Raw genomic sequence first — 20,305 nt, 5'->3', positions numbered from 1 at the left:
CTCGGTGCCGCAGCCGATCTCAGGCGCGGCGGTTGACTTGAGATCTCGTAGGGTGGGTTAGCGAAGCGTAACCCACCACTTCTCTCGCCGTGGAATGGTGGGTTACGCCTTCGGCTAACCCACCCTACGGCAGCTCGTTACACCCGCTCGATGATGGTCGCGGTGCCCATGCCGCCGCCGATGCACAGCGTCACAAGGGCCGTGGACTTGTTGGTGCGCTCGAGCTCGTCGAGCACGGTGCCCAGAATCATCGCGCCGGTGGCGCCGAGCGGATGACCGAGCGCGATGGCGCCGCCATTGACGTTGATCTTGGCATTGTCGATGTCGAACGCCTGGATGTAGCGCAGCACGACGGAGGCGAAGGCCTCGTTGAGCTCGAACAGGTCGATGTCCGACTTCTTCATGCCGGAACGCGCGAACAGCTTCTCGGTGACGTCGACCGGACCGGTCAGCATCATCGCCGGCTCAGAGCCGATATTCGCGAACGCACGGATCTTCGCGCGAGGCTTGAGGCCATACTTGCTGCCCGCCTCCTTGCTGCCGAGCAACACGGCGCCGGCGCCGTCGACGATGCCCGAGGAGTTGCCGGCGTGGTGCACGTAATTGACGCGCTCGATCTCCGGGTGCGACTGCACCGCGACGCCATCGAAGCCGCCCATCTGCGCCATCATCGTGAACGACGGCTGCAGCTGCGCCAGCGACTGCATCGTGGTCGAAGGACGCATGTGCTCGTCCTTGGCGAGGATGGTGAGGCCGTTGATGTCCTTCACCGGCACCACCGACTTGTTGAAGCGGCCCTCGTCCCAGGCCTTGCCGGCCCGCTGCTGGCTCTGCACGGCGTAGGCGTCGACGTCGTCGCGCGAGAAGCCGTATTTGGTCGCGATCAGATCGGCCGAGACGCCCTGCGGCATGAAATAGGCCGGCACCGCCATCGAGGGGTCCATCGGCCACGCGCCGCCGGAGGCGCCGATGCCGACGCGGCTCATGGATTCGGCACCGCCGCCGATGACGAGCTCATGCTGGCCGCTCATCACCTGGGCGGCGGCAAAGTTCACGGCGTCGAGGCCGGAGGCGCAGAAGCGGCTGATCTGCACGCCGGGGACGGCTTCGCCGAGACCGGCCTTCAGCGCGGCGAAGCGCGCGATGTCGCTTCCGGCTTCGCCGACGGGATCGACCACGCCGAGCACGACGTCGTCGACCGAGTCTTCCGGCAGGTTGTTGCGGTCCTTCAGCGCCTTCAGCGGCACGGTGGCGAGCGCAAGCGCGGTCACCTCGTGCAGCGCGCCGTCGGCCTTGCCGCGCCCGCGCGGGGTGCGGACGTGATCGTAGATATAGGCATCTGCCATGGGAGCCTCCTGATTGCAGCTATTGGTTACGACCGCAACGCGATCGGGATCATTCCTGGAACGTGAATTCGTAGAACAGCGGCAGCCCTTCGCCGTGGCGAAGGAATTGCCGCGCGGTGTCGTAAGCCTTCATCCCGGCGCTCAGATCGAGGACATGATCGAGTTTGGGGACGGTCGTGGTGTCGGTCAGGTAAAAGCCCTCTATCCCGAGAATTCCGACACCATTGGTCTCGCAGCGGTCGACGATGTCGAGGGCGGAGCGTACGCAGAACTTGTCGCGGCGGAGCCCGGCGCCGAAGGCGCGAAACTCCGCAACGATCGCCTCCGCCGCCGACATCGAAACTCCTCAGAACGCTTCCGCGGGCAGTTCCATGATGGTGGCGCAGCCGGACTGGATGCGCGCGAGATTGGCCGCGGTTTCCGGCAGCATCCGCTCCATGAAGAAGCGGCCGGTGACGAGCTTGGTCGAGAGATAGGGCGTGGCCCCGCTCTCGGCAATCTTGGCGTTCGTCACCTTCGCCATCTTCGCCCACATGTAGCCGAGCGCAACGAAGCCGAAGAGATGCATGTAGTCGGTTGCGGCCGCGCCCGCATTGTCGGGCTTCATCATCGCATTCTGCATCAACCACGTCGTGGCCTGCTGGAGATGACCGAGGGAGGCCGAGAGCGGGGTGATGAACGGCTTCATCGCCTCGTCGCCGCCGTTCTCCTTGGCGAAGGCCATGACCTCGCCGAAGAAGGCCATGATGGCGCGGCCGCCGTCGCGCGGCAGCTTGCGGCCGACGAGGTCCAGCGCCTGGATGCCGTTGGCGCCTTCATAGATCATGGCGATACGCGCATCGCGCACGAACTGCTCCATGCCCTGCTCGGCGATGTAGCCGTGGCCGCCATACATCTGCTGCGCCTGCACCGCGTTGGCGAAACCGTACTCGGTGAGGAAGCCCTTCAGCACCGGGGTCATCAGGCCCATGTGGTCGTCGGCGGCCTGGCGGTCCTTCGGGTCCTCCGAGCGGTGGGCGACGTCGCTCTTCAGCGCGGTCCACATCACGAAGGCGCGCGCGGCCTCGTTGAAGGCGCGGATCGAGAGCAGCGTGCGGCGCACGTCGGGATGCACGATGATCGGGTCGGCCTGCTTGTCCGGCGCCTTGGCGCCGGTGAGCGCGCGGCCCTGGATGCGTTCGCGGGCATAGGCGACCGCGTTCTGATAGGCGACCTCGGACTGCGCGAGGCCCTGCACGGCGACGCCGAGCCGAGCCTCGTTCATCATCACGAACATGCCCTGCATGCCCTTGTTCTCTTCGCCGATCAGCCAGCCGGTGGCGTTGTCGTAGTTCATCACGCAGGTGGAATTGCCGTGGATGCCCATCTTGTGCTCGATCGAGCCGCAGACGACGCCGTTGCGCTGCCCCACCGAACCGTCGGCATTCACCAGGAATTTCGGCACCACGAACAGCGACACGCCCTTGATGCCGGCGGGCGCGCCCTCGATGCGGGCGAGCACGAGGTGGATGATGTTGTCGGCGAGATCATGCTCGCCGGCCGAGATGAAGATCTTGGTGCCCGATATCTTGAAGCTGCCGTCGGCCTGGCGCACCGCCTTGGTGCGGAGCATGCCGAGGTCGGTGCCGCAATGCGGCTCGGTCAGGTTCATGGTGCCGGTCCACTCACCCGCGATCATCTTCGGCACGTAGGTCTTCTTCTGCTCCGGCGAGCCATGAACGAGCAGCGCGGCGGTCGCACCCATGGTGAGGCCGCCATACATCGAGAACGCCATGTTGGCCGAGATCTGGAATTCGTTGACCGCCTGCGAGAGCGTCACCGGCAGGCCCTGGCCGCCGAACTCGGTTGGCGCCGACAGGCCGAGCCAGCCACCTTCGGCAACCTGCTTGAAGGCGTCCTTGAATCCCTTCGGCGTGATGACGCTGCCGTCCTCAGTGCGCTTGCAGCCTTCGAGATCGCCCACACGATTCAGCGGCTGGAGCACCTCTTCCGAAAGCTTGGCGGCTTCTCCGAGGATCGCCTCCCGCACGTCGCTCGACGCATCGGAAAAACCGGCGAGGTTGTCGTAGCGATCGATCTGGAAGACGTCGTTGAGCAGGAAGTTCACGTCTTCGACGGGGGCTTTATAGATCGGCATGGCGTTCTCCCGGCATTAGCCTTGAAGTCATTGGGCCTTGAAGTGGTGATGTTGGGCTTATGATTGGGCGGCGGCAAGCTGCTCCGCCATCAGGCGGTGCAGCATGTTGATCGCCTTGAGCGGACGCACCATCACCTTGAAATGCGTGATGCGTCCCTCGGTATCGAAGGTGATGATGTCGACACCGTTGATCTCGATGCCGTCGATGACATTCTTGAATTCGAGCACGGCGCCATCGGCGCTTTTCCACTCACCGACATAGGTGAAGCCGGGACCGCCGAGCACCTTCTCGGCGCTGGAGAGGTATTTGAAGGTGATGTCGCGGCCGCGCTGTGGCGAATGCACCACGGGGCTTTCGAACACGGCGTCAGGATGCAGGAGGTCCCAGAGCGCAGTGCGGTCATGAGACTTCATGTAGGCGTACCAGGAATCGAGGCCGGTCATTCTCGGGTGCCTCCCTAAAGGGCTTTCCAGGAGCCTTGGCAAAAAAGCGAAAACAACCCCATGCACAGTAGCGCCCAGCTTGATTTCGCTGGGTTTTCGGGTGGGGTCTTTGACCCCATCCTTGGGCCGCCTCATATGCACATTGACGCATATGCGCCGATGCGCATAAAGTCAAGCGAGTTAGTCAAGGTCGAAGAAGGAGGCCAGTCATGGCACTGGGCGACGCAATCCTCGCATGCCTGACGGAACGGCCGATGACGGGCTACGAGCTCGCCAAGACGTTCGATTCCTCGATCGGCTTCTTCTGGAAGGCCGACCACCAGCAAATCTACCGCGAGCTCTCCAAGCTGCGCGACCGCGGCTACATCCAGGGCCGCGAGATCGTGCAGACGGGCAAGCCCAACAAGCTGGTTTATACGCTCACGCCCGAAGGTAGAACAGCGCTGCGGCACTGGGCCGCGCGGCCAAGCACGCCGGCCTCGACCAAGGACGACCTGCTGGTTCGCCTCCATGCGCTGGACAGCATCGACATCGAGCCGCTGCGCACCGACCTGATGGCCCGCCTGGAGCACCATCGCGACCGCCACGCCAATTACGTACGCATCCTGAAGAAGCGCTTTCCGGACGGCACGGCGGAAGGCCGGCTCGATCTCGGCAATTTGCTCCTGCTCCGCTTAGGGGCCCGCCACGAGCAGATGGTGGCGGACTTTTGCGAGGAGGCCCTCGAAGCGCTGTCGACGATGAGCGGCAAGGCCGCGGTGGTGCCGATCGAGGATGGCAAGCGCGAGGGGAAGGGCTGAGGGAAAGCGCCGGCCTGTAGCCCGGATGGAGCGCAGCGTAATCCGGGGTCTTCGCCCCCGAGCACCCCTTGCCCCGGATTGCGCTGCGCTCCATCCGGGCTACGCACCTTCGCGCATGGCCCCCAAGGTTCCCCTCGCCCAACTTTAAGACACCCGCGCCGCATTCCTTAACCCGTTATTTACCGTAACAGGAAAAAGTCGGTTTTCGAGGCAGACGACCCGCGCCAAATTCGATTGTCTTTGCAACCGGCACGCGTGGGGAGGCTGGAGGCGCCGGGTGGGGCGCCGGAGTCGGAACCGGACAGAGTCATGAATTCGCGCGTATCGTGGAGTGTTGACGGCATCGATCCATCCGTAAGGGAGCGGGCCGAAGCTGCTGCGCGTCGCGCGGGCATGTCGCTCAACGATTGGCTCAATTCCACGCTCGGCGAAACTGCCCCGCCAAACTTTCGCGGACCTTACGATCAGCGTCAGGATCAACGTCCGCAACACATGCCGAGCCAGGAGAGCCGCGAAGTCGCGGACATCCACCAGCGGCTCGACGCGATCACCCAGCAGATCGAGCGGATTTCAAAGCCCGCGCCGCGCCAGGACTCTTCTCGTGAAAGAGACGTCTCGCGCGAGCAGGGCGTCGCGCGCCAGCTCAACGACGCGATCTCGCGGCTCGACGCGCGGCTGTCGCAGATCTCCCGCCCTCAGCCGCAGCAGCCTCAGGCGCCGCGGCCAGCCCCCGCGCCGTCACCGGTTGAGGCGCGCCAGCGCCAGGCCGATGCAGTCGAGCGCGCGGCAGCTCAAGTCTATCGCAGCTCACCACCCCTGAGCCCCGCCTCGTTCGACGTCGCGGTCGCCGAGATCACCGCGCGCCAGAGCGAGCTTGACGGCTTTGCGCCGAGGCAAATGCCGCCACGCTCAGCGCCGTCGATTGCACCCGCAGCACATTACGCGCCGACCATGGCACCAATGGCGCCGCCCGCGCCGGCCTATGCTCCGCCGCCACCGCAGCCGGGGCCGGATTTCTCGGCGCTCGAACGCCATCTGCTCAAGATCACGAGCCAGATCGAAGCGCTGCAGCGGCCCGACAATACCGAGCAGGCCATCAATGCCTTCCGCAGCGAGCTTGCGGAGATCCGCACCGCCATCACCGAGGCGATGCCGCGGCGCGCGATCGAATCGATCGAGAACGAAATCCGCTCGCTGCATCGGCGCATCGACGAGACCCGCTCCAACGGCACCGACGGCCAGGTGCTGTCAGGCATCGAGCGCGCGCTGTCCGACATCAAGCAGGTGCTGCGCACGCTGACGCCGGCCGAGCAGCTCACCGGCTATGACGAGGCGATCCGCAATCTCGGCGCCAAGCTCGACCTGATCCTGCGCGCCAATGACGATCCCTCGACGGTGCGCCAGCTCGAAGGCGCGATCGCCGCGCTGCGCGGCATCGTCTCCAACGTCGCCTCCAACGAGGCGCTGGGCCGGCTGTCCGAGGACGTCCAGCTGCTGTCGTCCAAGGTCGACCAGATCACCCGCGCCTCCGGCCACGGCGACAGCTTTGCGGTGCTGGAGCAGCGCATCGCCGCGCTCACCGCCGCGCTCGAAACCCGCGAACGGCCGCAGCCGTCAGAGAGCACCGAGCATCTGGAAGCCGCCATCCGCGCGCTGTCGGATCGCTTCGACCGCATGCAGGTCGGCAACGATTCCGCCTCGACCTTCGCGCATCTCGAACAGCGCGTCTCGTATCTGCTGGAGCGGATCGAGGCCGCCGCCGATCCGCGCAACGGCAATTTGAGCCGCGTCGAGGACGGGCTGCACGACATCCTCAGGCACCTGGAACGCCAGCAGGCGACCTATTCGGCGCTCGCCGAGAGCCGCAGCGCCGCACCGCCTGTCGATTCCGGCGTGGTCGATCTCGTCAAGCGCGAGCTCTCCGACATCCGCTTCAGCCAGGCCGAGACCAACCGCAGCACCCAGGACTCGCTCGACGCCGTGCACAGCGCACTCGGCCACGTCGTCGATCGCCTCTCCATGATCGAGGGCGATCTGCGCGCGGTGCGCAGCGCGCCGCCGGCTCCTGCGCCGCAGCCGATGCCGATGCCAATGGCCGCGCCGATGGAGCCCGCGCCGGTGGCGCGCGACCCGCGGCCGCAAGCACAGCCGCCGAAATACGATCCGAAGCCCGAGCTGCCGAACCCGGCCGCCATGCAGCAGCAGCCGCCGCACTCCGCCTTCGTCGCTGCGCCGCGTGAATTCCATGCCGCCGCCCCGGCTGCGCCGCCGCCGGTGCCGCAGGCGCCGCAAGCCGCACCACCCTTGCCGCCGCGTGCGATCAGCGAGATCCTGGAGCCGCACACGGCGCCCCCGCGCGCTGCGATCGCGCCGGAATTGCCGCCGGATCATCCGCTCGAGCCGGGCACGCGGCCGGGCGGGCGCGTCGCCACGCCGTCGGAGCGCATTGCCGCCTCCGAGAGCGCGATCAGCGAAATTCCCGCAGCTCCAAAGGAGCCGGTGTCGTCGTCGAGCTTCATCGCGGCCGCGCGCCGCGCGGCCCAGGCCGCCGCCGCGCAGCCACCCGAGAAGCCGGCCCGTGGCGCCAAGGCCGCGATCGCCCGCGCCAAGGAGAAGGGCCAGGAAGGTGGCTCGACCATCACCTCGAAAATCCGCTCGCTGCTGGTCGGCGCGAGCGTGGTCGTGATCGTGCTCGGCACCTTCAAGATGGCGATGAACCTGCTCGAGGGCAGCAGCGCGCCGCCCGCACCGCAGGCGATGCAGAACATTCCGAGCGAGCCGGCACCGCAGGCTGCGCCACCGCCGGTCGAGATCAAGCCGGCCGCGCCCGAGCAGATCACGCCGTCGATGACCTCGCCGACGCCGATCGGACGGCAATCGCAGAACAATACCGCGCCGGTGCCCGCGCCCAATTCCGGCAGCTCGGCCTCGGTTGAAATCCCGCAGGCGCCGGCCGCGGCAGTGCCGCCGCCTGCTGCGAGCAGCGACATCACCGGCGCGCTGTCGGGCACCAGCCGTGCGCGGCTCGGCCTCATCCAGGTGCCGCCGAGCGAGAAGCTGCCTGATGGCATCGGCGGCCCGGCCCTGCGCACCGCTGCGATGAAGGGCGATGCGACCGCGGCCTACGAGATCGGCTTGCGCTTTGCGGAAGGCAAGGGCGTTGCCACCAATTACGACGAAGCGGCGAAGTGGTACGACCGCGCGGCGCAGGCCGGCGTGGTGCCCGCGACCTTCCGCCTCGGCACGCTCTATGAAAAGGGCCTCGGGGTGAAGAAGGACGCCGACATCGCGCGCCGCTACTACACCCAGGCCGCCGAGCGCGGCAACGCCAAGGCGATGCACAATCTCGCCGTGCTCGATGCCGACGGCGGCGGACGCGGCGCCAACTACAAGAGCGCGGCGCAGTGGTTCCGGAAAGCTGCCGATCGCGGCGTCGCCGACAGCCAGTTCAACCTCGGCATCCTCTATGCCCGCGGCATCGGCGTCGAGCAGAACCTCGCCGAGTCCTACAAATGGTTCAGCCTCGCGGCCGCGCAGGGCGATGCGGATGCTGCCAGCAAGCGTGACGATGTGGCGAAGCGGCTCGACCCGCAATCGCTCGCCGCCGCCAAGCTCGCGATCCAGACTTTCAGCGCCGAGCCGCAGCCCGACGACGCCGTCAATGTTGCAACCCCGAATGGCGGCTGGGACAGCGCGCCGCAGGCGAATGCGAAGCCCGCGCCGAAGCCGGTCGCCGCCAAGCGCTCGGCCTCCGCTGCGCACTGAAGCGCGATGCGATAGCGCCCTGCGAACAGGGGCCCTCGCACTACGGCGGCGTTTCCCAGGCAAGCCTGTCGATCTCGCCGAGCGGCGTTATTTGATTCGACAGGAATATGACCGCGCGCAATCCATCGGTGTAATAGGGGTCGCCTGTCAGATTTGCACGCGGCGCGGATGGTGGTGCGGCTCCGACGCCATTGACGTAACCGAATCGCTCGCTGAATCCGGACATGATGAGATCCTGAAGAAAATAGGCCCGATCGAAATCGACGTCGGGCGCAATCTTGTGCGTGGTCAAATTCCATGTCTGATCGGTCAGGCGGACACCAATATCCCGGCTCACATGGCCGACCCACACCCTTCGATTATCGAAGGTGTACGGCGTCAGCCAAAATCGCGCGTGAATGCGCTCATTGATGGTGGACCGGGCTTTCTGAACGACGACGTCTTCCCTGCGGCCGAATACGTAAAGCGGGCTCACGGGCGACGTCTGATACGGATCTCGAAGCAGGAAAGCGCGCGCGGTCTCGATCGCGCTTGCAAAATCGAGCTGTCTGGCAAGGTGCCATCTGCGGGCAATAAGAGGGACGATGGGGTCTTGCTTGCTTTCGATGATGACGAGATTGAGCGGATCGCCATCACGTTTCCCCTCAGGCCCTTTGGTACAGCAGTCGAAGTTTGCAAATCTCTCCCGCAATGACGAAAGATCGAGTTCCTCGATCTTCGTGCCGGGATAGAGTTTCTCGGCCCGAATATTGGTGCCGACGAACGGCGGCCCTGGAACCAACAGCGCAAGGTCGAAGCTCTCCACGCGGCCCTTCCCGACGATCATGATGTGCGCATATTTGATGCCGGCATCCAGAACCCCGTAGACGAAGCCTGTCGTCTTGCTGTGCGGCGCAAGGTCGCTCGGCATCTGGCGCTTGAGAAAGAATTCGTCACGGGCCCGGTTGGCGAACCATGACAGAGCGCCGTGGAATCTGTAGGAGACCTCATAGGCGGAATAATAATCGGGATCCATGGTGACCGGGAGAAGCGCCAATGCTTCATCGGTCTCGTTCTCGATCGACAGCCAGACGGGTTGAATGTTGTAGCCGGCCAGATTTTCACCAAAGCTCCTTTCGCTCTCATCCGCTCCGAGTGCGCTCGCACTCACCTTGATTCCCGGTACGGACTTCTGCTGGGCGCGGTTGATGAAACTTGCATCTCCGCTCGGATCTGGTGAAAACCGAAATGAGTTGACGACCGCTATCAGCGTCAGCGCGAGAGCCAGAAACGCGACACTCAGGATCTTGTGCGCCCTGATCGTTTTGATGGGATTGAGAAGAGCGACGACATTCTCGTTCATCTTGCCACCCGGCCTTTTCGTCAGGACGATGCGGATCAGGCGCATTCACGTCCCTCTACCTCGGCTATCGTCCCGGGCTGACGATGCTCGGCTGTTGATCTGCATCAACGCTTCGGACCCCTTTCGATGGCGGCAATCGCCAGTTCGGGTGCCACAATGGAGCACAACGATGGGCGTTCTCAACTGGTCGCGCAGGCAAGACGATCGTTGTCCAAACCGGAGAACCAACATGAAGACGGCCGCGCTGGTCGTCCTCTGGCTGGGAATGCCCGGTACGTCCACCGCGGCCCTCGCCGCTTCGTGCTCGTCTTACTACATTTCGGAAATCACTCTCGTATCGGCGGCCGACACCGAGGCCGGTCGAGTGCAGACGTTTGTTGGATTTGGAATGTCGAAGGAAGAGGCCGAGAAGAACGCCCTGGGGTCGTGCTCGCACATCCAGCAAGACCTCCAAACATGCCTGGACTCGGATCGCATGCTGGGTCGTAATGCCGCTTCGGACACGGCTAACAGCTCGCTTCATCTGAAGTACACAAAGGCGGTCCAGCGCATCACTGGCTGCGATTAGCGCGACCTTCGCCGCCCGCATCGCTGTTCAGGCGTGTATGGAGGCACGCCGTTCGCGCGAGCCGTAACCGGGCTGGGCTATTTCCAGGCAAGAGAAGCCGCAGATGCAGTGCCTTGAATTCGGCTCAGGGCACAGGTTTGTTGCGAAAAACGCCGCGCCGTGTTCAATTCGTTGTCCCGCGGCGCGGCGTTTTCGGCTATGTGAGGAACGCGGCAATCGCTCGTCCTGCGCGTCCTGCGCGAGCATTCCGCAGTCTTCGATCGTCCGCCGGACCAGGCTCGATGCAGCTCTATCTCCCGATCGCCGATCTTCCGGTCAACGTCTTCCTGGTGCTGGCGATGGGCGCGGCGGTCGGCTTCGTCTCCGGCATGTTCGGCATCGGCGGCGGCTTCCTGATGACGCCGCTCCTGATCTTCATCGGCATCACGCCGGCCGTTGCGGTCGCTTCGGTGGCGAGCCACATCGCGGCGTCCTCGTTTTCAGGCGCCCTCTCCTACTGGCGGCGGCGCGCGATCGATCCGGCGCTGGCGAGCGTTCTGTTATGCGGCGGCGTGACCGGCACGGCGCTCGGCGTGTGGACCTTCACGCAGCTTCGCGCGCTCGGCCAGCTCGACCTGATGATCGCGCTCTCTTACGTGGTGCTGCTCACCACCGTCGGCAGCCTGATGTTCTCCGAGGGCCTGCGCGCGCTGATGCGGACGCGGCGCGGCGCGGTGCCGCCGCGGCGCACGCACAACTGGATCCACGGCCTGCCGCTGAAGATGCGCTTCAAGCGCTCGAAGATCTACCTCTCGGTGATTCCTATCGTGATCGTCGGTATCGTGATCGGCTTCATCGGCGCCATCATGGGCATCGGCGGCGGCTTCATCCTGGTGCCGATCATGATCTATGTCCTGCGGGTGCCGACCTCGACGGTGATCGGGACCTCGATGGTCCTCACCCTCGTCACCATGCTGGTCGCGACCATGCTGCACGCCGTGACCAATCACCTGGTCGATGCCGTGCTGGCGCTGATCCTGATGGTCGGCGGCGTCACCGGCGCGCAGTTCGGCGCTCGCGCCGGCCAGAAGATCCGCGGCGAGCAGCTGCGGCTGCTGCTGGGCCTCTTGATCCTCTCGGTCGGCGTCCGCTTCGCGATCGAGCTGGTGATCCGGCCCGAAGATCTCTTCACCATCCGCGAGCTGGGAGTGAGCACCTGATGCGCACGCTGCTCGCCCTTCTTGTCGTCCTGCTGCTCGGCTCGGTCGCACGCGCCGAGCGGCTGATCGTGTCGGTCTCCAACCATCGCGTCACGGTGACGCCGAATTATTCCGGCGAGGAGCTGGTGCTGTTCGGCTCGGTGGAGAAGGACACGACGACGCCCGCCGACCGCACCGCCTACGATCTCGTGGTCACCGTGATGGGCCCGCGCGCCGACATGGTGACGCGGCGGAAGGAACGCACGTTCGGCATCTGGATCAACACCGACTACCGGCAGTTCCTGCAGGTGCCGAGCTATCTGGCGCTGTTCGCCAACCGCCCGTTCGACGCCATCACCTCGCCCGAGATCGCGCGGCGGCAGCAGATCGGACTCAACAACGTGCGGCTGACCCAGCGGGTCAGCGGCGACTATGCCGACGTGGTGCCGAACGACGCGTTCCGCTCGGCCTTCATCCGCCTGCGCACCCAGCGCGGGCTCTATCGCGAAGATCCGAGCGCGGTGACGTTCCTGACGCCGACGCTGTTCCGCACCGGCATTCCGCTGCCCGCGGAGGTGCCGATCGGCACCTATGAGGTCGAGATCAAGCTGTTCGCGAACGGCGCACTGGTCACCAAGACCGAGACCGCCTTCGAGATCGTCAAGGTCGGCTTCGAGCAGTTCGTCGCGACCACCGCGCGGCAGAACGGCCTGATCTACGGCCTCGCCACGGTGGCGATGGCGCTGATGACGGGGTGGATGGCGTCGATCGTGTTCAGGAAGGATTGAGCCACGCGTTCATTCTGGGGCGCGTCACTCTCTCTGCTCGTCATCGCCCGGCTTGACCGGGCGATCCAGCATTCCAGAGGCCTTCGTCGGAGAGCTCGCTCTCACCACAACCGCCGCGGCGTACTGGATGCCCCGGTCAAGCCGGGGCATGACAGTCGAGATTGTGGCAGCCTGCTTACGACGCCCCCTTCGCCGGCCGTGTCACCAGATAAATGCCGAGCGCGACCGGAATGATGCCGAGCAGGTCGCGGGCCTCGACATACTCGCCGAGCACGAGATACGCGAACAGCATGCCGAGCGGCGGCATCAGGAAGTGATAGGCGCTGGCGGCGGTGGCGCCGCAGACTTTCAAGAGATGAAACCAGAGCCAGTAGGCGAGGATCGAGCCGCCGAGCACGAGGAAGGCGAAGGCCCCGATCAGACTGGGCGTGAAGTCGATCGCGTGGATATCGGCAAAGGTCAGCGCGACCGGCGTCAGCACGATACCGGCAGCGAGGTTCTGCACGCCGTTGCCGATCCACAGGGATCCCTTCGGCGCCAGCAGCTTGAACAAAATGGTGCCGACGACGATCGAGGCGAGCGAGGCCAGCGTGAAGACGATGCCGTGAGCGGAGTCGGTGCCGACCGACAGGCGATGCCAGACGATCGCCGTCACGCCGACGATGCCGAGCAGGAGGCCGCTCGCCTTGCGCCACGTCATGCCTTCGCCAAGCAGCAGCGTGGCGAGCGCGGCCGTGAACACCGGATTGGCCGAGACGATCAGGCCGCCGAGACCGGCGGAGACCGATTGCAGGCCGGTATAACCGAGTCCGAGATAAAGCGCGTTGTTGGCGATGCCGAGCACGGCGAAGACGGCGGCGTCGCGCCAGGACAGCGACCAGGCCTCACCGCGGATCAGCGTGGCGCCCAGGATCAAAATGCCGGCGAGCGAGAAGCGGGCGGCGAGCAGGATCAATGGCGGGCAATGGGTGACGCCGATCTTGCCGGCGACGAAGGCATAGCTCCAGAGCAGGCAGAACAGGCCGATGGCGAGCGGCAGCGTGTTGAACCGGCTGCGGGGAACCGAAATCGAGGGGGCAAGCGACATGAGGCATTTCTCCTGACCTCGATCTAGGGACGCCGCTTGTCATTTGGAAATTAAATGATTAACTTCCTGTCAGTGGATTTTCGAATGGAGGCAGCGATGCTCGATCTCGAGCTGCTGCGCAGCTTCGTCTCGGTGGTCGAGGCCGGCGGCTTCACCCGCGCCGGCGAGCGGGTCCACCGCACGCAATCGACCGTGAGCCAGCAGATCAAGCGGCTGGAGGAGGATGTCGGCCAGGTGCTGCTGCACCGCGACGGCAAGGATGTGCGCCCCACTGAGGCCGGCGAGCGGCTGCTGTCCTATGCGCGGCGGCTGCTGTCGCTTGCGGAAGAAGCGCGCTACGTGCTGCGCCAGCCGGACGGCGAAGGCGCGATCCGGCTCGGCATCCCCGAGGATTTCGCGGCCTATCGGCTGGCGAAACTGCTGGGGACGTTCTCGCGCTCGCATCCTGGCCTGCGCCTCGACGTGCGCGCCGACCAGAGCAAGAACCTCGCCCGCGATCTCGAGCGCGGCGAGCTAGATCTCGCGCTCTACAAGCGCGCGGCCGGCGAGAAGGGCGCGATCGCGGTGTGGCCGGAGCGGGTGCACTGGGTCACCAGCAAGAGCCACCCGGTCGACGTCGACACCGCGTCGGTGCCGCTGATCGGCTTTCCGCTCGGCTGCCTCTACCGCGCCGGCGCCATCCACGCGCTGGAAAGCGCCGGGCGCGCCTGGCACATGGCCTATTCGTCGTCGAGCCTCGCCGGTATCCAGGCCGCCGTTGCCGCCGGCATGGGGCTGAGCATCCTGTCGGAGATGTCGATCCAGTCCGACCACCGCGTGCTGACCGCCAAGGACGGCTTTGCGCCGATCAACAAGACGGAAGTGGCGCTGATGGCCTCGCCGGATGCGAGCCCCGCGACGCTGCGGCTCGCGGATAGGCTGGCGGAGTTCTGCGAGGACGTGCAGGCGAAGGCGGCGTGAGCTGTTGCGATCGTACACCCTTTGCCACACGAAAGGTCTTGTAGGGTGGGCAAAGGCGCGAGGCGCCGTGCCCACGATCTCGAACCGAATGAGCAGAACGTGGGCACGCTACGCTTTGCCCACCCTACGAAGCCTGAGCGTTAGTAACACCGCGACGCGGCGATCGCGTGCACGCGGCGGTCGCCGAGCAGGTGGGCGACGAAGCCGTTCTTCGGAAAGATCCTTGCGAAGGCGGCGTCGCGGATGCTGAGGCCGCCGGCATAGGCGCCGAAGGCGGGCATCACGGCGCGCATGCCGTCGCTGGCGAAGCAGCGGCGCTCCAGCGAGCGGCCGCGCGCGGAGATTCGGGCCTTGGGATGCAAATGGCCGGCAATCTCGCCGGGCGCGCCGGTCGGCTCGTGACGGAAGGTGATCGGACCGATCGCGACTTCGTCGGCGATGGCGCCGCCGAGATCGCGCGGCAGCATGGGATCGTGATTGCCCGAGATCCAGATCCAGTCGCGGCCGGTCTGGAGTGCGGCCACCGCATCGCGGTCCTCGGCCGACAGGCGCTCATGCGCGGTGCGATCGTGAAAGCTGTCGCCGAGCGCGATGACCACGCGAGGATCATGGCGGGAGATGACAGCAGCGAGCCGGCCGAGTGTCGCGATGGTATCGTAGGGTGGCAGCAGCACGCCGCGCGTGGCGAAGCTCGAACCTTTCTCGAGATGCAGGTCGGAGACGACGAGCAGGCGCTGCTCTTCCCAGAACAGCGCGCCGGACAGATCGGCCGCGAAGGTCACATCGCTGATGATGACCCTGGAAACGCGCATGTCCTCAGCTCCTGAAACCAGCGCGCCTGCCGTCACGTCGAAACCTGCTGCTATCCCATCGCCTCTTTGACGAGCTCGCCGGCGGCTTCCGCCAAAAGCTCGTCTGCAGCTTCGCCATAAACTGACTCGCGGCCGATTTCCAGCATCACGGGCACCGCAAGCGGGGAGACGTGGTCGAGTTCCCGGTGGGTGATGCGGCCCTGGATGCGCATCAGCATGTCCCCCAAGCGGCGCAGATCGAGCAGGCCGGTGGCCGCATCGGCGCGCGCGGCGCGGAGCAGGACGTGATCGGCTTGGTGCTTGCGCAGCACGTCGTAGACGAGATCGGTCGAGAACAGCACCTGGCGGCGGCTCTTCTCTTCGCCGGTATGGCGGCGCGCGATCAGGCCGGAGATGATGGCGCAGTTGCGGAACGTGCGCTTCATCAACGCGGATTCCGCGAGCCAGGTTTCGAGATCGTCGCCGAGCATGTCAGGATCGAACAGCGTGTTGAGATCGATCCGGCCGTCGCGGATCATGAAGGAGAGATCGCCGAGCCCCCAGATCGCAACGGCATATTCGTTGGCGACGAAGCCGAGCGGCCGCGCGCGGGCGCGCTCGAGGCGCCGCGTCAGCAGCATGCCGAGCGTCTGGTGCGCGAGACGCCCCTCGAAGGGATAGCAGACCAGATAATGCTTGTTGGCGCGCGGAAAGCTCTCGACCAGCAGCTCGCGCACCGCGGGCACGCGCGATACATCCTTCTGCAGCGACAGCCAATCGCGCACCTGCTCAGGCAAGCCTTTCCATGCGCGGCCGTCATCGAGCAGGCGACGCACGCGCTCGGCAAGATAGGTCGAGAGCGGGAACTTGCCGCCCATATAGGAGGGCACCTTCGGGTCCTTGTCATGCGCGCGCGAGACATAGACCTGGTCCTCGACCAGCGTCTCGTAGCGCACCACCTCGCCGCTGAACACGAACGTGTCGCCGGGGCTCAAGCCCTCGATGAAGCCTTCCTCGATCTCGCCCAGCAATCTGCCGCCGCGCGCGATCACCCCGGTCGACCCGGTACCGCCACCGCGCGAACGCACCAGCCGCACCTTCAGCATGTCGTCCTCGACGATGGTGCCGACATTCAGCCGGTAGCTCTGCCGCACCTTTGGATTGGCGACGCGCCAGCGGCCCTCCTTGTCCTGCTTGATGCGGGCGAAGCGTTCATAGGTCTTCAGCGCGTAGCCGCCGGACGCCACGAAATCGACGACGTCGTCGAAATCCTGCTGCGAGATATCTGCGTAAGGCGCGGCGGTGCGGACCTCCTTGTAGAGCTCGTCGCTGAAGAACGGCTCGCCGCAGGCGCAGCCGAGCACGTGCTGGGCCAGCACGTCGAGCGCGCCCGTGCGCAAAGGCGGCGTGTCCTGCGCATTCTCGGCGATGGCGTCGATGGCGACGCGGCACTCCAGCACCTCGAAGCGGTTGGCGGGCACCAGCACCGCGCGCGAGGCTTCGTCGAGGCGGTGATTGGCGCGGCCGATGCGCTGCATCAGGCGCGAGGAGCCCTTGGGCGCGCCGATATTGACGACGAGATCGACATCGCCCCAGTCGACGCCGAGGTCGAGCGAGGAGGTGCAGACCACGCCGCGCAGGCGTCCCGCCGACATCGCGTCCTCGACCTTGCGGCGCTGGGCGACGTCGAGCGAGCCGTGATGCAGCGCGATCGCAAGGCCGTCGTCGTTCATGCTCCAGAGATTCTGGAACAGCATCTCGGCCTGGCTGCGGGTGTTGACGAAGACCAGCGTGGTCTTGTTGGCCTTGATCAGCTCGTAGATCTCGGGGAGCGCGTGGCGTGCGCTGTGGCCGGCCCAGGGCAGGCGCTCGCGCGTATCCAGCATCTCGACCTCAGGCGGCGCGGCGCCGCCGGCGACGACGATGTCCGCGGCATCCTCCTTGCCATCGGGCTGCGGCACCAGGACGCGCGCGAGCTGCTCCGGCTCGGCCACCGTCGCCGACAGGCCGATCGCGCGCATCTGCGGCGCGAGGCGCCACAATCGCGCAAGGCCGAGCGAGAGCAGATCGCCGCGCTTGGAGGTGACCAGCGCGTGCAGCTCGTCGAGCACGATGCGCTTGAGCGAGGAAAACAGGAACGGCGCGTCGTCGGAGGAGAGCAGCAGCGCGAGCTGCTCCGGCGTGGTCAGCAGGACGTCAGGCGGATAGCGCCGCTGCCGCTGGCGCCGCGACACCGGCGTGTCGCCGGTGCGGGTCTCGATCTTGATCGGCAGGCCCATCTCGGCAACGGGGCGCTCGAGGTTGCGCGCGATGTCGACGGCGAGCGCTTTCAGCGGAGAGATGTAGAGGGTGTGGAGGCCGGCGCTGCGCTGCACGCTGCGGCCGGTGGAAACGAGGCTTTGCTTCGCGCCGGCGTTGCGCTCGGCCGCCGTCGTCGAAAGCTCCACCAGCGTCGGCAAAAATCCCGCCAGCGTCTTGCCGGCGCCGGTCGGCGCAATCAGCAGCGCGCTGGCGTCCTCGCGCGCCTTCTTCAGCAGCGCCAGCTGATGCTCACGCGGCGACCAGCCGCGGGACGCGAACCACGCGTTGAAGCGGTCGGGCAGCAGCGTGGCCGGCTCGGCCGGGATTTTGAGGATGCGGGGCGGCACGGCATAAGAGGTAAGCCGTGGGGGTGGCTTCGTCGAGGGGGTGGGAGCTACGACGAACTCCCGTAGGGTGGGCAAAGGCGCATCGCGCCGTGCCCACCATCTCTCTGACCGGAAAAGGTGGTGGGCACGCTTCGCTTTGCCCACCCTACGGCACCTCGATTGCGGAGAGACCCTACTCCGACATCGGCTTGTCGGAGATGTCCCAGTCCTTGCCGGTGAAGGTGGAGATGAAGAGCGTCTTCATCGGCGTGTAGTCCTCGGGCGTGTAGCTGTAGGTGACGCCGTCGAGGAAATAGGGCGAGTGGAAGCCCGCGAGCGTCGAGGCCTGCTTCAAGACGTTGGCGCGGGTGAGGTCATCGCCGCAGCGGCGCAGGATCTCGCCCATGGTGACGGCCTGGCCGTAGCCGGCAAAGGCAATGGTGTTGTCGGGGTCGATCGCCGGCGTGTACTTCTTGCGCAGCTCCTCGAACGCCATCACGTCGGGGTCCTTCTCCCATTTCGGCAGGCCGACCTCCTTGTTGTAGCGGATGGCGACGATGCCGGCGGCGTTCTCCAGGCCCGCGGCATTGAGGATCGAGCGGCCCGTGGAGCCCGCGGACAGCAGCTGCAGCGGTTTCCAGCCGAGCTCGGCCACTTTCCGGATCGACTGCGACGACGCCTTGCCGGTCGAGATGTTGTAGAAGACGTCGGCGCCGGACTTTGAGAGATTGATGAGCTGGGAATCGACGGTCGGCTCGGTCAGATCGTAGGTCTGCTCCATGATCACCTGCGCCGTGCCGCCGGCGTCCGCCAGCACCTTCTTGAAGGGACCGAGGAAGTCGCGGCCGAAATCGTCGTTCTGGTAGAGGATGCCGATCTTCGCATTCGGCTTCACGGCAACGACATGCCGCGCCAGGATGCGCGCCTCGGTCGGATAGAGCGGCAAGCCCGCCATCGTCCATTTGAACTCTTTCGGGTTGTTCCACTTCGACGCGCCGGTGTTGAGCAGGAGCTGCGGCACGCCCTTGGAGTTCAGGTATTTGTGCACGGCGGTCTGCGGCGCGGTGCCGAGCGAGCCGTACAGCGCGAGCACCTCCTCCTGCTCGACTAGGCGCCGCGTCGCCTCGACGCATTTCGGTGCGCTGTAGGCATCGTCCATGGTCAGGAACTTGACCTTGCGTCCGTTGATGCCGCCCTTCTCGTTCAGCATCTGGAAATAGGCCTCGCCGACGCGCCCGAGCACGCCGTAGAGCGAGCCGGGGCCGGAATGCGGCACGGTCTGCCCGATCTTGATCTCGGTATCGCTGGCGCCGGCGTCGTATTTCTTCTCCGCGGCCCAGACGTAGGGCGCAGGCAATGTGGATGCTGCAATGGTGGCGAGCGCACCGGCGCCGAAATCGCGCCGCGATGGATTCTTTGTCATTATTTGTTTCTCCCTGATGCGCGCATTGTGCTGACATCGCAGCTCGGCTCGCAAGTAGGAAGTCGTCGCTTTGCGACGCAATGACGCTCAAATCAGCGTAAATTAGCGCCTAGACTCAAGTTTTCTCGGCGACGACGACGAGGCCGCGCACCGGCTCGTTGTTCTCGTTGCGCGGCGAGGCCGGCTCGAGCGTTAGAAGCTTGAGCCCGGCTTTCGCGATGGCGCCGCGCACATATTCCGCCGAGTGGGCATAGCGCAAACCTTCGCCGAGCATGATACCGCTGCCGTCATGCGTCTCCAGCGTGAAGGCGAGCACGCCGCCCGATACGAGCACGCGCTTCGCTTCGTTAAGCACCGGCGCGAGGTCGGAGAGATAGACGAAGGCGTCGGCCGCGACCACGAGGTTCGCGCATCCGTCACTCCTGGTGCGCAGGCCCTCGATCATGTCGGCGACCTCGAGCTCGGCATAGAGGTTCGTCGCGCGCGCTTCCTTGATCATGCCGGGCGACAGATCGATGCCGATGAAATGATCGACCTGCTTGGCGAAGGCGGCGGCCGCCAGGCCAGTGCCGCAGCCGAGATCGATGGTGCGCTTGAAGAAGGCCGGCTTCTTGGCGGCGACGCGCGCGGCCAGCACCGCCTTGAAGATCAGCGCAGGGGCGCGATAGCCGAGATCGTTGATCAGCGCGTGCTCGAAGCGCGGCGCGTACTGGTCGAACAGCGCCTGCACATAGGCCTTCGGCATCTCCGCAACTTGCGCATCGCCGAGCCGCATCAGGTGCAGGCCGGCGCCGTGCTGGTCCTCAGGATCGGAGTCAAGGGCCTTGCGAAAGGCCGCGATGGCCTTGTCGCGCTCGCCGAGCTGCTGACGGATCTCGCCGAGCGTGAACCAGGCCGAGGTGAAGTTCGGTGCGAGCTCGATCGCCTGCTCCAGGAGGTCGGCGGCGGCGACCAGGTCGCCCTTGAGCTGGAGGTCGCGCGCGAACTCGAAACGGCGGTCGGCCATGAGATCGCCGGAGGTCAGGAACAGGCGGAGCGGCATTGAAGAA

General features: G+C 65.8%; 16 protein-coding genes. 6 read left to right on the top strand and 10 right to left on the bottom strand.

Annotated features, from left to right (window positions below):
- Positions 1 to 137: 137 nt before the first annotated feature.
- The 4 genes from JQ603_RS16255 to JQ603_RS16240 are packed head-to-tail and all read right to left on the bottom strand — an operon-like array spanning position 138 to position 3,927.
- A complete protein-coding gene (locus tag JQ603_RS16255; protein WP_212340920.1) occupies positions 138 to 1,346 on the bottom strand; it encodes an acetyl-CoA C-acetyltransferase in 1,209 nt (402 codons plus the stop codon).
- Positions 1,347 to 1,395: 49 nt separating this feature from the next.
- The gene (locus tag JQ603_RS16250; RefSeq protein ID WP_212340919.1) at positions 1,396 to 1,683 is read right to left on the bottom strand and encodes a hypothetical protein; all 288 of its coding nucleotides are present in this window, start codon (positions 1,681 to 1,683) and stop codon (positions 1,396 to 1,398) included.
- Between the two features lie 9 nt (positions 1,684 to 1,692).
- Positions 1,693 to 3,483 carry an acyl-CoA dehydrogenase C-terminal domain-containing protein gene (locus JQ603_RS16245; RefSeq protein ID WP_212340917.1) on the bottom strand — a complete coding sequence of 597 codons (1,791 nt, stop codon included), beginning with the start codon at positions 3,481 to 3,483 and terminating at the stop codon, positions 1,693 to 1,695.
- A gap of 57 nt (positions 3,484 to 3,540) precedes the next feature.
- Positions 3,541 to 3,927: a nuclear transport factor 2 family protein gene (locus tag JQ603_RS16240; RefSeq protein ID WP_211412971.1), complete on the bottom strand. Its 387-nt coding sequence runs from the start codon at positions 3,925 to 3,927 to the stop codon at positions 3,541 to 3,543.
- A 209-nt stretch (positions 3,928 to 4,136) separates the two neighbouring features.
- On the opposite strand from JQ603_RS16240, the gene JQ603_RS16235 reads away from it, so the two are divergent.
- Both JQ603_RS16235 and JQ603_RS16230 read left to right on the top strand, forming a co-directional pair.
- Entirely contained in the window at positions 4,137 to 4,727 is a 591-nt protein-coding gene (locus tag JQ603_RS16235; RefSeq protein WP_212340916.1) for a PadR family transcriptional regulator, read from the top strand.
- A 309-nt stretch (positions 4,728 to 5,036) separates the two neighbouring features.
- Positions 5,037 to 8,492: a tetratricopeptide repeat protein gene (locus JQ603_RS16230; protein WP_212340914.1), complete on the top strand. Its 3,456-nt coding sequence runs from the start codon at positions 5,037 to 5,039 to the stop codon at positions 8,490 to 8,492.
- 40 nt (positions 8,493 to 8,532) lie between these two features.
- Here JQ603_RS16230 and JQ603_RS16225 read toward each other — a convergent pair whose 3' ends face one another.
- On the bottom strand, positions 8,533 to 9,879 hold the full coding sequence (locus JQ603_RS16225; protein WP_212340912.1) for an LssY C-terminal domain-containing protein: 1,347 nt from the start codon (positions 9,877 to 9,879) through the stop codon (positions 8,533 to 8,535).
- Between the two features lie 184 nt (positions 9,880 to 10,063).
- Here JQ603_RS16225 and JQ603_RS16220 point away from each other — a divergent pair, with 184 nt between their 5' ends.
- The 3 genes from JQ603_RS16220 (at position 10,064) to JQ603_RS16210 (ending at position 12,368) form a co-directional block, all read left to right on the top strand.
- The gene (locus JQ603_RS16220; RefSeq protein ID WP_212340910.1) at positions 10,064 to 10,402 is read left to right on the top strand and encodes a hypothetical protein; all 339 of its coding nucleotides are present in this window, start codon (positions 10,064 to 10,066) and stop codon (positions 10,400 to 10,402) included.
- Positions 10,403 to 10,683: 281 nt separating this feature from the next.
- Entirely contained in the window at positions 10,684 to 11,601 is a 918-nt protein-coding gene (locus JQ603_RS16215) for a sulfite exporter TauE/SafE family protein (protein ID WP_212340908.1), read from the top strand.
- Positions 11,601 to 12,368, top strand: a complete 768-nt coding sequence (locus JQ603_RS16210) for a TIGR02186 family protein (RefSeq protein ID WP_245003642.1) — start codon at positions 11,601 to 11,603, stop codon at positions 12,366 to 12,368. The genes JQ603_RS16215 and JQ603_RS16210 overlap by 1 nt, the downstream gene beginning before the upstream one ends.
- A gap of 175 nt (positions 12,369 to 12,543) precedes the next feature.
- Here JQ603_RS16210 and JQ603_RS16205 read toward each other — a convergent pair whose 3' ends face one another.
- Positions 12,544 to 13,455 (bottom strand): DMT family transporter, encoded by a 912-nt coding sequence (locus tag JQ603_RS16205; protein WP_212340906.1) that lies wholly within the window; start codon positions 13,453 to 13,455, stop codon positions 12,544 to 12,546.
- A gap of 96 nt (positions 13,456 to 13,551) precedes the next feature.
- Here JQ603_RS16205 and JQ603_RS16200 point away from each other — a divergent pair, with 96 nt between their 5' ends.
- Positions 13,552 to 14,415, top strand: coding sequence for a LysR family transcriptional regulator (locus JQ603_RS16200; protein WP_212341536.1), 864 nt, complete (start codon positions 13,552 to 13,554; stop codon positions 14,413 to 14,415).
- Positions 14,416 to 14,555: 140 nt separating this feature from the next.
- On the opposite strand, the gene pdeM is transcribed toward JQ603_RS16200, so the two are convergent.
- The 4 genes from pdeM to JQ603_RS16180 all read right to left on the bottom strand — a co-directional run bounded on the left by pdeM (position 14,556) and on the right by JQ603_RS16180 (position 20,298).
- Complete coding sequence (gene pdeM / locus JQ603_RS16195; RefSeq protein ID WP_212340904.1) at positions 14,556 to 15,227, bottom strand: ligase-associated DNA damage response endonuclease PdeM; 672 nt, start codon at positions 15,225 to 15,227, stop codon at positions 14,556 to 14,558.
- 50 nt (positions 15,228 to 15,277) lie between these two features.
- Positions 15,278 to 17,854, bottom strand: coding sequence for a ligase-associated DNA damage response DEXH box helicase (locus tag JQ603_RS16190; RefSeq protein WP_212340903.1), 2,577 nt, complete (start codon positions 17,852 to 17,854; stop codon positions 15,278 to 15,280).
- 172 nt (positions 17,855 to 18,026) lie between these two features.
- Entirely contained in the window at positions 18,027 to 19,256 is a 1,230-nt protein-coding gene (locus tag JQ603_RS16185) for an ABC transporter substrate-binding protein (RefSeq protein ID WP_212340902.1), read from the bottom strand.
- 115 nt (positions 19,257 to 19,371) lie between these two features.
- A complete protein-coding gene (locus JQ603_RS16180) occupies positions 19,372 to 20,298 on the bottom strand; it encodes a class I SAM-dependent DNA methyltransferase (RefSeq protein ID WP_212340901.1) in 927 nt (308 codons plus the stop codon).
- Positions 20,299 to 20,305: the final 7 nt, after the last annotated feature.

This window comes from Bradyrhizobium liaoningense (assembly GCF_018130825.1).
GTDB classification, from domain to species: Bacteria; Pseudomonadota; Alphaproteobacteria; order Rhizobiales; family Xanthobacteraceae; genus Bradyrhizobium; species Bradyrhizobium liaoningense_B.
Note: the sequence above shows the minus strand (reverse complement) of the source record. Positions and strands in the feature narration are given on the sequence as shown.

Excerpts from the sequence above, each read along its gene's own strand:
- JQ603_RS16255 (WP_212340920.1), bottom strand. The coding sequence starts at position 1,346 with ATGGCAGATGCCTATATCTACGATCACGTCCGCACCCCGCGCGGGCGC.
- JQ603_RS16250 (WP_212340919.1), bottom strand. The coding sequence starts at position 1,683 with ATGTCGGCGGCGGAGGCGATCGTTGCGGAGTTTCGCGCCTTCGGCGCC.
- JQ603_RS16245 (WP_212340917.1), bottom strand. The coding sequence starts at position 3,483 with ATGCCGATCTATAAAGCCCCCGTCGAAGACGTGAACTTCCTGCTCAAC.
- JQ603_RS16240 (WP_211412971.1), bottom strand. The coding sequence starts at position 3,927 with ATGACCGGCCTCGATTCCTGGTACGCCTACATGAAGTCTCATGACCGC.
- JQ603_RS16235 (WP_212340916.1), top strand. The coding sequence starts at position 4,137 with ATGGCACTGGGCGACGCAATCCTCGCATGCCTGACGGAACGGCCGATG.
- JQ603_RS16230 (WP_212340914.1), top strand. The coding sequence starts at position 5,037 with ATGAATTCGCGCGTATCGTGGAGTGTTGACGGCATCGATCCATCCGTA.
- JQ603_RS16225 (WP_212340912.1), bottom strand. The coding sequence starts at position 9,879 with ATGCGCCTGATCCGCATCGTCCTGACGAAAAGGCCGGGTGGCAAGATG.
- JQ603_RS16220 (WP_212340910.1), top strand. The coding sequence starts at position 10,064 with ATGAAGACGGCCGCGCTGGTCGTCCTCTGGCTGGGAATGCCCGGTACG.
- JQ603_RS16215 (WP_212340908.1), top strand. The coding sequence starts at position 10,684 with ATGCAGCTCTATCTCCCGATCGCCGATCTTCCGGTCAACGTCTTCCTG.
- JQ603_RS16210 (WP_245003642.1), top strand. The coding sequence starts at position 11,601 with ATGCGCACGCTGCTCGCCCTTCTTGTCGTCCTGCTGCTCGGCTCGGTC.
- JQ603_RS16205 (WP_212340906.1), bottom strand. The coding sequence starts at position 13,455 with ATGTCGCTTGCCCCCTCGATTTCGGTTCCCCGCAGCCGGTTCAACACG.
- JQ603_RS16200 (WP_212341536.1), top strand. The coding sequence starts at position 13,552 with ATGCTCGATCTCGAGCTGCTGCGCAGCTTCGTCTCGGTGGTCGAGGCC.
- pdeM (WP_212340904.1), bottom strand. The coding sequence starts at position 15,227 with ATGCGCGTTTCCAGGGTCATCATCAGCGATGTGACCTTCGCGGCCGAT.
- JQ603_RS16185 (WP_212340902.1), bottom strand. The coding sequence starts at position 19,256 with ATGACAAAGAATCCATCGCGGCGCGATTTCGGCGCCGGTGCGCTCGCC.
- JQ603_RS16180 (WP_212340901.1), bottom strand. The coding sequence starts at position 20,298 with ATGCCGCTCCGCCTGTTCCTGACCTCCGGCGATCTCATGGCCGACCGC.